Here is a 12085-nt window from a genome sequence, read left to right as displayed (position 1 = left end):
CATGACGGAGACGACGGTCGGAATCGGCGGCGCGGCGGAGAGCACCGACATGGTGCTGAACATCGGCCCGCAGCATCCCTCGACCCACGGCGTGCTCCGGCTCCGGCTCGTGCTCGACGGCGAGGTCGTCCGGCACGCCGAGCCGGTGATCGGCTATATGCACCGGGGCGCCGAGAAGCTCTTCGAGGCCCGGGACTACCGGCAGATCATCATGCTGGCCAACCGCCACGACTGGCTGTCCGCCTTCTCGAACGAGCTCGGCGTGGTCATGGCCGTCGAGCGGATGCTCGGCATGGAGGTCCCGGAGCGGGCCGTGTGGACGCGGACGCTCCTCGCCGAGCTGAACCGGGTCCTCAACCACCTGATGTTCCTCGGCTCGTACCCGCTGGAGCTGGGCGGCATCACCCCCGTCTTCCACGCCTTCCGGGAGCGCGAGGAGCTCCAGGCGGTGATGGAGGAGGTCTCCGGCGGCCGGATGCACTACATGTTCAACCGGGTCGGCGGCCTCAAGGAGGACCTGCCCGCCGGCTGGCTGGGACGGGCACGCCAGGCCGTCGCCGACGTCCGCTCGCGGATGGACGTGTACGACAGGCTCGTCCTCGGCAACGAGATCTTCCGGGGCCGTACGCGCGGGGTCGGCGTCCTGAGCCCGGAGGCCGTCCACGCGTACGGGGTGTCCGGGCCCATCGCCCGTGCCTCGGGCGTCGACTTCGACCTGCGCCGCGACGAGCCGTACCTCGCGTACGGGGAGCTCCAGGACACGCTGCGGGTCGCCGTGCGGCAGGAGGGCGACTGTCTCGCGCGGTTCGAGTGCCTGCTCGACCAGACGCACAACTCCCTGGACCTGGCGGACGCCTGCCTCGACCGGATGGCCGAGCTGCCGCCGGGCCCGATCAACCAGCGGCTGCCGAAGGTGCTGAAGGCGCCGGAGGGCCACACGTACGCCTGGACCGAGAACCCGCTCGGCGTCAACGGCTACTACCTGGTGTCCAAGGGCGAGAAGACCCCGTACCGGCTGAAGCTGCGCTCGGCCTCGTTCAACAACATCCAGGCGCTCGTGGAGCTGCTGCCGGGGACGCTCGTCGCCGACATGGTGGCGATCCTGGGCTCGCTCTTCTTCGTCGTCGGCGACATCGACAAGTAGCAGGCGCCGGCACGGGCGTCACCGGGCCCGGCCGGGCGTCACTGAGCCCGGCGCATCACGACGTACTCCCGCCGCTCCCTGCCGGGCCGCCGCCGGTCGACGACGGTCCAGCCCCAGCGCGCGTACCGGTCGGTCAGTTCCGGTACGTCGAGGGTCATGAGCAGGGCCGGTCCGGGGGCCGCGCCCGCGAGCAGCGCGTCGTGGAGCCGGCGGCCGATGCCGTGCCCCTGGTGACCGGGGGCGACGACGAGTTCGGCGAACTCGAAGGCGGGGGCGTCCCCGGAGAGGACCGTGTCGGTCCAGCCGGCGGCGAACCCGAGGAGGGCCTCCTCGGCGTCGAGCGCGGCCACCGCCGCGAAGCCGTCCTTCCCGGCGGCCGAACCGAGCAGCCTGTCCACGGTCCGTACGGCGCCGAGCGGCGGCTCGTGCCAGGGGCCGCCGCAGAAGGCCTGGGCGCACAGGGCGAGGAGCTCGTCGCGGCGGCCCGCGAGCTCGTCGCCCGGGAGGTGGGCCAGGCGGTACGTCACGAGTTGACGGCGCCGCGCAGTTCGGCCACGTCCAGCTGCTCGGTCTCGTCGTGCGCGGTCAGGTCGATGACCTGGCCGACCGCCCGGGGCGCCGCCGGGACGTGCGGGGCGAGCGGGGAGACGGCGGGGGCGGCGACCGGGGTGAGCAGCGGGGTCCCGGAGGCCAGGGCCTCTTCGAGGACCTCCTCGCCCACGACGTCGGCGAGGTCGCTGTTCTGCACGGCCTCGATGACGTCCGCGGCCTTCTGCGTACCGAAGAAGTCGAAGCCGCCCTCGGGGCGCGGGACGGGCCTGCGGGCCGCGTACGGCACGATCGCCGCCGCGACCGGCACCGCCGGGAGGGCGGTGGAGGCGGCCGGGACCGGCGCGGCCGGCGGGAGCGCGGGGGCGGTGGCGGCCGTACGGGTGTGCTCGGTTCCGGCGGCCGCCGCGTGCTTCCCCTGCGGCTCCTCCGTCTCCCGGGCGCGCTCGGCGAGGTCACGGGCGCGGGCGGCCTCGGCCGTACGGCGGGCCTGCTGGGCGGCGGCGTTGCGCGGGAGGTCGCGCAGGGCCTGGGCGGCGCGGCGGTACGCCTCCGGGGTGGGCGTGGAGCCGGCGGCCGGCAGCGCCTTGGCGTCGGCCGTGCCGCTCGTCTCCAGGGCGAGGACGCGGCGGCCCTCCAGGGCGCTGGCCCGCTCGGTCTCCGCGGTGGCGTACCGGCGGAGCAGGTCGGCGTGCTCGCCGCGAAGTCCGGCGAGCTCCACGCGCTTGGCGCGGAGTTTGGCGTCGAGCCGGGCGCGCAGCGCGCGCGACTCGTCCAGGTCGGACTCCAGCTCGGCGGTCCGCTCCTCGGCCTTCCACTGGTCGGCGGTGCGCGCCCGGTCGAGCTCGGCGACCTTCAGGCCGGCGCTCCGGTCCCAACTGCGCATGAGGACGGCACCGGTGACGGCGGCGGCCGCCGCCGCGGCCGCGAGCAGCCGCGCGATCACCGGGTCGCCGGGCAGCCAGGCGGCCGCGGCGCACACGACCGCGGCGCCGGCGACCGCGGAGGGCGGCAGCAGCTTGTGCAGAGGCGGGGAATGGCGGTGGCGTCCACGTGGCATGGCCTGAAATTTACCGTGCGTAGGCGCCATGTGGGGCGTCGGCCCGGCAATCTCTTGGCCACTTCTCGCCATCAGAAGTGGATATCGACGGTTCCGGTTCCGTTTCGGGCCGACTCCCCTCCCCCGCCGTCTACTTCTTGAGCAGCCCCTTCGTCTCCAGATACTCCTTGGCGACGTCCTCCGGCTTCGCCCGCTCGGCGTCCACCTTGCGGTTGAGTTCGGCGAGATCCGCTGTGGTCAGCACCTTGGTGATCTTGTCCAGGGCGGCGGCTATCTCCGGGGAACCGGCGTCCTTGGCGTTGACCACCGGCAGCACGTTGTCGGCGTTCTGCAGCTTCTTGTCGTCGGTGAGGAAGACGAGGCCGTAGCTGTCGACGGTGGCGTCCGTGGTGGTCGTCAGGACCAGCTGGTCCACCCCGTCCTTGACCGCCTGCTTGGCCTGCGGCGTACCGACGCCCTTGGGGTCGATCCCGGCCACGTCGATCCCGTACGTCTTCTTCAGACCGGGCGCGCAGAAGGGGCGCACCGCGCATTCGTCACCGGCGGCGATCTTCACCTTCAGCTTCGCGCGACCGAGATCGGAAAGCGTCGTCAGCTTGTTCTTCGCGGCGAATTCCTTCGTCACCGCGAAGGCGTTCTGGTCGACCGCCTCCCCGGCCGCGAGGACCTTCAGACCGCGCGGTTCGGCGAGCTTCCGCAGCGCGTCGACCGTGGCCGTCGCGTCGCCCGAGGCGACCGGCTTGTCCTCGGGCGCCTTCGGGCCGTTCACCTTCGCGTTGAGGAATTCCGCGATCGTCGCCGCGTATTCCGGGACGACGTCGATCTCGCCCTTCTCCAGCGAGGGTTCGTACAGCTCGCGATTCTTCACCGTGGTGATCGACACCGAGTAACCGGCGGCCCGGAGCGACTGCGCGTACAGCTCGGCGAGGACCTTGGCCTCCGTGAAGGCGGCCGCGCCCACCACCAGCGAGCCCTTCTGCCCGCCGCCGGAGCCCCCGGAGCCCTTCTCCTTGCCCTGCTCCAGGCTGTCACCGCCGCACGCGGCGAGGGCGGCGGTCAGCGCCGCCGTGCCCAGCAGCGCGCCCGCGATACGCGAGACCCTGTTCACGAGATCACCCATCCCAGTCAGCGTTCCATCAGCGTTCATCAAGTCGTCCGTGCCGTGCGAAAAGGCGGTCCGCGCCCACCAGGACGCCCTCCACCAGAAGGGCGAGCAGCGCCACGAGCACGGCGCCCGCGACGACCTGCGCGGTGTCGTACGTGGCGAAGCCGGCCGTGATGATCCGGCCCAGGCCGCCCTGGCCCACCATCGCGGCGACCGTCGCCGTGGCGACCACCTGCACCGCGGCCGAGCGGACCCCGGTCATCACCACCGGCCGGGCCAGTGGGAGTTCGACCCGCAGGAAGAGCTGGCCGCCCGTCATCCCCATGCCCCGCGCGGCCCGCACCGCGGCCCGGTCCACCTCCCGCACCCCCACGTACGCGTTGGTGAGGAGCGGGGGTATCGCGAAGAGCACCAGGGCCACCACCGTCGGCACATAGCCGGCGTTCCGCAGGGGGGACACCATGAACAGCGCGAGCACCGCGAAGACGGGGATCGCCCGCCCCACGTTGGAGACGTTCACCGCGAGCGCCCCGCCCCGGCCGAGGTGGCCGAGCCACAGGCCCAGCGGCAGCGCGAGCGCCGAGGCGATCAGGAGCGCGGCCCCGCTCACGTACACGTGCTCGGCGAGCCGCTGCCCGATGCCGTCCTCGCCCGTCCAGTGCGCGCCGGTGGTGAGCCAGCCCCAGGCCTCCGTCACGATGCCCATCTCACCCACCTCCCGGCGCGGTCCGTATCCGGGTCCACGGCGTGAGCAGCCGCTGGAGACCCAGGAGCAGCAGGTCGGCGGTGACGGCGAGGAGCACGCACAGCACCGAGGCCGCGAGCATCTGCGCCTTGAAGAAGGTCGGCAGCGCGTCCTCGATGAGGTTGCCCAGGCCCCCGCGGCCGACGACCGAACCGACCGTCGTCAGCGCGATCGTGGAGACCGTCGCCATCCGCACACCGGCCATCAGCACCGGCAGTGCCAGCGGGAGTTCGACCTGCCAGAGCATCCGCAGCGAGCCGTACCCCATGCCCCGGGCGGCCTCCCGCGTCTCGGCCGGCACGGCGGCGAGCCCCGCCAGGGTGTTCCGCACGAGGATCGTCAGCGCGTAGAGCACGAGGCCGGTCACGACGAGGGCCGCCGAGAGACCGAAGAACGGCAGCAGCAGCGAGAACATCGCGAGCGACGGCACCGTGTAGAGCAGGGTGGTCAGACCGAGGACCGGGCCCGCGAACCGCGGCCGGGCGCGGACGAGCAGCGCCAGCGGCACCGCCACGGCGAGCGCGATCAGCACCGACACGACCGTGATTCCCACATGCTGGAGCAGCGCGTCCGTCAACTCCTCGCCGCGCGTGCGCAGATACTCACCGCAGATCCAGTCGTTCGTGACCAGACAGTTCGGCGCGCTCATCGTCCCTCCCCCCGGTTCGTCCACCCTCCCGAACGCTTGTGTGACGACCCTAACCCCCGCCACCGACAATCCCCGAGACCCGCCACAATGCGGCAACACGCCCTTCACACACCCCCGGCAACCAGGGGCCAGAATGGGGAACCATGATCCGGTTCGAGCACGTGACCAAGCGGTACGACGACGGCACCACGGCCGTCGACGACCTCTCCTTCGAGGTCGCCGAGGGCGAACTCGTCACCCTGGTCGGCCCGTCCGGCTGCGGCAAGACGACCACGATGATGATGGTGAACCGGCTCGTCGAGCCGACCTCGGGCCGCGTCCTCGTCGACGGCCGGGACATCGCGGGCGTCGACCCGGTCGCCCTGCGCCGCAAGATCGGCTACGTCATCCAGCAGGTCGGGCTCTTCCCCCACCGCACCGTCCTCGACAACACCGCGACCGTCCCCGCCCTCCTCGGCTGGAAGAAGGCCGCCGCACGCGCGCGTGCCGCCGAACTCCTCGACCTGGTCGGCCTCGACCCGTCCGTGTACGGCTCCCGCTACCCGGCGCAGCTCTCCGGCGGCCAGCGCCAGCGGGTCGGCGTCGCGCGCGCCCTCGCCGCCGACCCGCCCGTCCTCCTCATGGACGAGCCCTTCGGCGCCGTCGACCCGGTCGTCCGCGAGCGCCTCCAGAACGAGTTCCTCGCGCTCCAGGCCACCGTCCGCAAGACCGTCCTCCTCGTCACCCACGACATCGAGGAGGCCGTCCGCATGGGCGACCGCATGGCCGTCTACGGGCAGGGCCGCATCGAGCAGTTCGACACGCCCGCCACCGTCCTCGGCTCCCCCGCCACCCCGTACGTCGCGGACTTCGTCGGCAACGACCGCGGCCTCAAGCGGCTCGCGGTCACCCCCGTCACCGAGGACGACCTCGACCTCTGGAAGGGAAGCCACGAAGGTTACGTCGGAGGCCCCGAGGAATACGAGGACGGCGCCCGTGTACCCCTCGGGACCTCCCTCAAGGACGCCCTCGCCGCGCTCCTCCAGCACGACGCCGGCCGCCTCACCGTCACCGACGACGACGGCCGGCCGCTCGGCGTCCTCACCCCGGCCGGCGTCCACCGCGCCCTGCGCCGGGCCTCGGCCCCCGCGGAGAACCTGGCGACGGAGAACCTGCCGGGGGAGAGCCGGCCGGGGGAGAGCCGGCCCGTGAAGGGCTAGTTCGCGGAGAGCTAGTTCGCGGAGAGCTTCCCGCCCATCCAGACCAGACCGGGCGGGATCTCCCGGTTCCACGTGTTGAAGTTGTGCCCGCCGCTCTCCAGCACGATCGACGAGACCCGCGCCGGCGCCTTCACCTTCCTGATGAACTCCCGCGTCCCCTTCAGGTTGCTCTCCCCCTTCTTCGACGACGTCACCAGGAACGACGTGTTCCCCCGCCGCCCGTGATCCAGGCTCCACAGCAGATCGCCCCGCTTGCGCAGCGCGTCGTCCCCGTGGAACAGGTCCCCGGTCGTGACGTCCTCCGCCGCCCGGTAGTACGCGGAGAAGCCCGCCCCCGCCGCGAACCGGTCCGGGTGGTGGAGGGCTATCTTCAGCGCGCAGTAACCACCCGTCGAGTTCCCCATGAACCCCCAGTTCCGCGGCTTCGTCCCCACCCGGTACGTCTCCGAGACCGCCCTCGGGAGGTCCTCCGCGAAGAAGGTCTCCGTCTGCGGGCCCCCCGGGATGTCCACGCACTCGGTGTCCCGCGGCGGCGCGACCGTCGGACGCAGCATCACCAGGATCATCGGCTGCATCCGCCCCGCCTTCGCCTCGAGGAAGGCCGACTTCGGATACCTGAGCCCCTTGATCAGGTTCTCCGCCGTCCCCGGATACCCCGTGAGCACCACCGACGCCGGGAACGTCCGCTTCGCGTACCGCGGCTGGAAGTACTCCGGCGGCAGGTACACGTACGCCGGGGAGACGATCCCCGACCGGTCCCCCGCCACCACGACCTTCTGGATCTGCCCCCCGACCGACGGACGGCCGCCGCCCGGCACGTCCAGCGCCTGCGTTCCCACCACCCGCACGTCCTTAGAACCGGCCGCGTGGTCCACGACCACCCCCATGTCCTGCTCCTGACCCAGCAGGTCGGCCCAGGAGCCGTAGAAGAGGAACGACCGGTTCGCCGCCAGGCCCACCGCCGCGAACAGCGTCACCTGGGTCACGAGCAGCAGCCCGACCCGGCCCACGACCGACCGCCAGCCACGCCGCGCGAGCCTCGGCCAGAGCCAGACCGTGGCCAGGAACAGGACCACGGCCAGCACCACGGCCGACACGAGGACTTTGTCGCTGGTGAGACCCATGAGACGACCGAGCCTTCTTTCCGAGATTTTCCTGTGGACGGATGAACCCGACCCCGTACGCCGCCGTCATAGAAGGCGCACCAGCCGGAACGGCCCGCCGAACGCGCCGCAGGGCCCGACCGGAGTCAAAGACCCTGCGCAGGACCACGGGAAGTACGGGAAGCCATGTCTGTCACGGTAGATGGGGACAAATCCGGATTGGTTCCGGTTCGGGTGCGGCGGATTCTCCGCGGCCCCCGCCCCGAGAAGGTCCCCGCCCTCGTCGGCACGGCCTGCACCCTCATCGGCCTCATCGACATCGCCGCCGGGGTCTTCCCCCGCTTCCGCGCCAGCCGCATGCACGCCGTCGCCGAAGTCCTCCCCGGCACCCTCGGCCCCCTCTCCGCCGCCCTCTCCCTGAGCGCCGGCGTCCTCCTCCTGCTCCTCGCCCACGGCCTCAAGCGCCACAAGCGCCGCGCCTGGCGCGCCGCCGTCGTCCTCCTCCCCCTCGGCGCCGTCGCCCAGTTCGTCTGGCGCCACTCCGTCCTCGGCGCCCTCCTCTCCCTCCTGCTCCTCACCCTCCTCGTACGCCACCGAGGCGAGTTCGCCGCCCTCCCCGACCCCCGCAGCCGCTGGCGGGCCCTCGCCAACTTCGTCGTCATGGGCGCCGGATCCATCGCCCTCGGCCTCGTCATCGTCAGCGCCCACCCGCGCCGCGTCGTCGGCAGCCCCAGCCTCGCCGACCGCCTCGAACACGTCCTCTACGGACTCCTCGGCATCGAAGGCCCCGTCGCCTACACCAAGGGCGTCGACTGGACCGTCGGCTACTCCCTCGGCGCCCTCGGCATGCTCACCGCCCTCACCACCATCTACCTCGCCTTCCGCCCCGAGCACCCCGCCGCCCGCCTCACCGACGACGACGAGACCCGGCTCCGCGCCCTCCTCGACCAGCACGGCGGCCGCGACTCCCTCGGACACTTCGCCCTCCGCCGCGACAAGGGCGTCGTCTTCTCCCCCAGCGGCAAGGCAGCCGTCTGCTACCGCGTCGTCTCCGGCGTCATGCTCGCCAGCGGCGACCCCATCGGCGACGTCGAAGCCTGGCCCGGCGCCATCGAACGCTTCATGGACGAGGCCAAGGCCCACTCCTGGACCCCCGCCGTCATGGGCTGCTCAGAGACCGGCGGCCAGGTCTGGACCCGCGAGACCGGCCTCGACGCCCTCGAACTCGGCGACGAGGCGGTGGTCGACGTCGCGGATTTCTCCCTCTCCGGCCGGGCCATGCGCAACGTCCGCCAAATGGTCAAGCGAATCGAACGCAACGGCTACACCACCCAGGTCCGCCGCGTCCGTGACCTCGACGACGACGAACTCGAACGCGTCCGCCGCGCCGCCGCCGACTGGCGCGGCACCGACACCGAACGCGGCTTCTCCATGGCCCTCGGCCGGATCGGCGCCCCCGGCGACGGCGACGCCGTCATAGCGACCGCCCACAAGGACGACGACACCTCGCCCTACGGCGACCTCAAGGCGATCATCCACTTCGTGCCCTGGGGCACCGACGGCATGTCCCTCGAACTCATGCGCCGCGACCGCTCCGCCGACCCCGGCATGAACGAGCTCCTCATCGTCGCCGCCCTCCAGGCCTCCCCCGCCCTCGGCATCGCGCGCGTGTCCCTCAACTTCGCCATGTTCCGCGCCGCCCTCGCCCGCGGCGAGAAGATCGGCGCCGGACCCGTCCTGCGCGTCTGGCGCGGACTCCTCGTCTTCCTCTCCCGCTGGTTCCAGATCGAATCCCTCTACAAGTTCAACGCCAAGTTCCGGCCACGCTGGGAACCCCGCTTCGTCGTCTACCGCAACAGCCGCGACCTCCCCCGCATCGGCTTCGCCGCCATGCAGGCCGAAGGCTTCGTGAACCTCTCCCTGCCCCGCCCCTTCACCCGCAGGCGCCCCGCCCCGGCCCCCCGCCCCTGCGCCCACATCGTCCCCGCCCCGACCGCCGAACGAGAGGTCCGCGCGGCCTGACGGGGGCACGCACGGCCCCGGCACCGGATCCGCGCGGCCCGATATCACCCCCGGGCCCTACGCTGGAGACATGAGTACGACGATCGACCGGGGCACGGCGCTGGGCCTGCCGGAGTGGGACCGCTGCGCGGTCATGGGCGTGGTCAACGTGACCCCCGACTCCTTCTCCGACGGCGGCCGCTGGTTCGACACCACCGCCGCCGTCAAGCACGGCCTCGACCTGGTCGCCGAGGGCGCCGACCTCGTCGACGTCGGCGGCGAATCCACCCGCCCCGGCGCCACCCGCGTCGACGAGGAGGAAGAGCTCCGCCGCGTCGTCCCCGTCGTCCGCGGCCTCGCCGCCGAAGGCGTCACCGTCTCCGTCGACACCATGCGCGCCAGCGTCGCCGCCCGCGCCGTCGAAGCCGGCGCCGTCCTCGTCAACGACGTCAGCGGCGGCCTCGCCGACCCCGGCATGGTCCCCGCCGTCGCCGCAGCCGAAGTCCCCTTCGTCGTCATGCACTGGCGCGGCTTCAGCGACAACATGAACAGCCTCGCCGTCTACGACGACGTCGTCGGCGAGGTCGTCACCGAACTCCGCACCCGCATGGAAGCCGTCATCGACGGCGGCATCGCCCCCGAGCGGCTCGTCATCGACCCCGGCCTCGGCTTCGCCAAACTCGCCCCCCACGACCTGGCCCTCGTCGCCCACCTCCCCGAGCTCCGCGCCCTCGGCCGGCCCCTCCTCGTCGCCGCCTCCCGCAAGCGGTTCCTCGGCCACGTCCTCACCCGCGAAGGCGCCACCCCGCCCCCCGCCCGCGAGCGCGACGCCGCCACCGCCGCCGTCTCCGCCATCGCCGCCCACACCGGCGCCTGGGCCGTCCGCGTCCACGAGGTACGAGCCACCGCCGACGCCGTACGCGTCGCCAGGGCCGTCGAGGGAGCCGCGTGAGCCGCACGGACCGCAGCGCCGACGAGGCAGCCGTCGAAGCCGCCAACACCGCCTTCTACGAGGCCATGGAGACCGGCGACTTCGAGAACCTCTCGGCGCTCTGGCTCGACGACGGAGCCACCCCCATCACCTGCGTCCACCCCGGCTGGCCCGTCCTCACCGGCCGCGGCGAGGTCCTCCGCTCGTACGCCCTGATCATGGCGAACACCGACTACATCCAGTTCTTCCTCACCGACCTGCGGATCTCCCTCGCCGGCGACACCGCCCTCGTCACCTGCACCGAGAACATCCTCAGCGGCGGACCCGCCGAGGACGGCGCCGAGCTCGGACCCCTCGTCGGCCAGCTCGTCGTCGCCACCAACGTGTTCCGCCGCACCCCCGGAGGCTGGCGGATCTGGTCCCACCACGCCTCCCCCGTCCTCGGCGACACCGAAGGAACGGACGGCCCCGACACCGGCCCCGACACCACGGAATCCCCGGCCTGACGCGCCCTCGGCCCCCCCAAGGGCAAGCGCTGTCGGTCCTCGCAGGTAGATTCGAAGTGGACACCCGGCCGTCCGCACCCGGCTGCGTGGCCACCCGAACTACGACAGCAGGAGTGATTCGCGTGGATCGTGTCGCGCTGCGCGGCCTCAAGGCCCGAGGCCACCACGGCGTCTTCCCCAAGGAGCGCGAGGAGGGCCAGACCTTCATCGTGGACCTGGTCCTCGGCCTGGACACGCGCCCGGCGGCCGCCGATGACGACCTGGCGAAGACCGTGCACTACGGAATCGTCGCCGAAGAAGTCGTCGACGTCGTCCAGGGCGAGCCCGTCGACCTCATCGAAACCCTCGCCGAGCGCATCGCCCAGCAATGCCTCAGCCACGACGGGGTACAAGAGGTGCAAGTCGTCGTCCACAAGCCGGACGCACCCATCACCGTGCCCTTCGACGACGTGACCATCACGATCACCCGGAGCCGACGATGAAGCCGATGCAGAGCGACCCCACCGTCCAGCCCGTACCGGCCTCCGTCGTCGAGACCGTCGACGCCGCCGACACCACCCTCTCCAACCCGCGCTGGGCCGTCCTCGCCCTCGGCGCCAACCTCGGCAACCGCCTGGAGACCCTCCAGGGCGCCGTCGACGCGCTCGGCGACACGCCCGGCCTCCGCGTCAAAGCCGTCTCGCCCGTCTACGAGACGGCCCCCTGGGGCGTCGAGCCCGGCACCCAGCCCTCCTACCTCAACGCCGTCGCCCTCGTGAAGACGACACTGCCGCCCTCCTCCCTCCTGGAGCGGGCCCACGCCGTCGAGGAGGCCTTCCACCGCGTCCGCGAGGAGCGCTGGGGCGCCCGCACCATCGACGTCGACATCGTCGCCTACGCGGACGTCGTCTCCCAGGACCCCGTCCTCACCCTCCCCCACCCCCGCGCCCACCAGCGCGCCTTCGTCCTCGCCCCCTGGCACGACGTGGACCCCCAGGCACAGCTCCCCGGCCACGGCCCCGTGGCCGACCTCCTCGCCGCCCTCGGCCACGAAGGCGTCACTCCCCGTGCCGACCTGGAACTCCGTCTCCCGGAGTAGTCGTTACGCTCGTGC

Annotated in this window: 13 protein-coding genes; 7 read left to right on the top strand and 6 right to left on the bottom strand. The window is 72.3% G+C overall.

Annotated features, from left to right (window positions below; genetic code table 11):
- Window position 1: 1 nt before the first annotated feature.
- Entirely contained in the window at window positions 2-1144 is a 1143-nt protein-coding gene (locus tag IE237_RS19605; protein WP_189803293.1) for an NADH-quinone oxidoreductase subunit D, read from the top strand.
- A gap of 38 nt (window positions 1145-1182) precedes the next feature.
- Here the strand turns inward: IE237_RS19605 and IE237_RS19600 are convergent, their stop codons facing one another.
- From IE237_RS19600 to IE237_RS19580, 5 genes are all read right to left on the bottom strand, one after another.
- Window positions 1183-1671 (bottom strand): GNAT family N-acetyltransferase, encoded by a 489-nt coding sequence (locus tag IE237_RS19600; RefSeq protein ID WP_189803292.1) that lies wholly within the window; start codon window positions 1669-1671, stop codon window positions 1183-1185.
- On the bottom strand, window positions 1668-2753 hold the full coding sequence (locus IE237_RS19595; RefSeq protein ID WP_189803291.1) for a hypothetical protein: 1086 nt from the start codon (window positions 2751-2753) through the stop codon (window positions 1668-1670). Before IE237_RS19595 ends, IE237_RS19600 begins: the two co-directional genes overlap by 4 nt.
- Before the next feature lie 130 nt (window positions 2754-2883).
- Window positions 2884-3873, bottom strand: a complete 990-nt coding sequence (locus IE237_RS19590) for an ABC transporter substrate-binding protein (protein WP_189803290.1) — start codon at window positions 3871-3873, stop codon at window positions 2884-2886.
- 16 nt (window positions 3874-3889) lie between these two features.
- Entirely contained in the window at window positions 3890-4564 is a 675-nt protein-coding gene (locus tag IE237_RS19585) for an ABC transporter permease (protein ID WP_189803289.1), read from the bottom strand.
- Window position 4565: 1 nt separating this feature from the next.
- Window positions 4566-5252, bottom strand: coding sequence for an ABC transporter permease (locus IE237_RS19580; RefSeq protein WP_189803288.1), 687 nt, complete (start codon window positions 5250-5252; stop codon window positions 4566-4568).
- 143 nt (window positions 5253-5395) lie between these two features.
- Between IE237_RS19580 and IE237_RS19575 the strand changes: the two genes are divergently transcribed.
- Complete coding sequence (locus tag IE237_RS19575) at window positions 5396-6451, top strand: ABC transporter ATP-binding protein (RefSeq protein WP_189803287.1); 1056 nt, start codon at window positions 5396-5398, stop codon at window positions 6449-6451.
- Window positions 6452-6462: 11 nt separating this feature from the next.
- On the opposite strand, the gene IE237_RS19570 is transcribed toward IE237_RS19575, so the two are convergent.
- Window positions 6463-7575, bottom strand: coding sequence for an alpha/beta hydrolase (locus tag IE237_RS19570; RefSeq protein WP_189803286.1), 1113 nt, complete (start codon window positions 7573-7575; stop codon window positions 6463-6465).
- 165 nt (window positions 7576-7740) lie between these two features.
- Between IE237_RS19570 and IE237_RS19565 the strand changes: the two genes are divergently transcribed.
- From IE237_RS19565 to folK, 5 genes are all read left to right on the top strand, one after another.
- On the top strand, window positions 7741-9576 hold the full coding sequence (locus IE237_RS19565) for a phosphatidylglycerol lysyltransferase domain-containing protein (protein ID WP_189803285.1): 1836 nt from the start codon (window positions 7741-7743) through the stop codon (window positions 9574-9576).
- A 70-nt stretch (window positions 9577-9646) separates the two neighbouring features.
- Window positions 9647-10507: a dihydropteroate synthase gene (gene folP / locus IE237_RS19560; RefSeq protein WP_189803284.1), complete on the top strand. Its 861-nt coding sequence runs from the start codon at window positions 9647-9649 to the stop codon at window positions 10505-10507.
- A 65-nt stretch (window positions 10508-10572) separates the two neighbouring features.
- Window positions 10573-10992, top strand: a complete 420-nt coding sequence (locus IE237_RS19555; protein ID WP_229842783.1) for a nuclear transport factor 2 family protein — start codon at window positions 10573-10575, stop codon at window positions 10990-10992.
- A gap of 122 nt (window positions 10993-11114) precedes the next feature.
- Window positions 11115-11474 (top strand): dihydroneopterin aldolase, encoded by a 360-nt coding sequence (gene folB, locus IE237_RS19550; protein WP_189803282.1) that lies wholly within the window; start codon window positions 11115-11117, stop codon window positions 11472-11474.
- Entirely contained in the window at window positions 11471-12070 is a 600-nt protein-coding gene (gene folK, locus IE237_RS19545; protein WP_189803281.1) for a 2-amino-4-hydroxy-6-hydroxymethyldihydropteridine diphosphokinase, read from the top strand. Before folB ends, folK begins: the two co-directional genes overlap by 4 nt.
- Window positions 12071-12085: the final 15 nt, after the last annotated feature.

It is taken from the genome of Streptomyces tanashiensis, assembly GCF_014648895.1.
In the GTDB taxonomy this organism is placed as follows: Bacteria; Actinomycetota; Actinomycetes; order Streptomycetales; family Streptomycetaceae; genus Streptomyces; species Streptomyces tanashiensis.
This window is presented reverse-complemented; position numbering and strand designations above follow the sequence as displayed.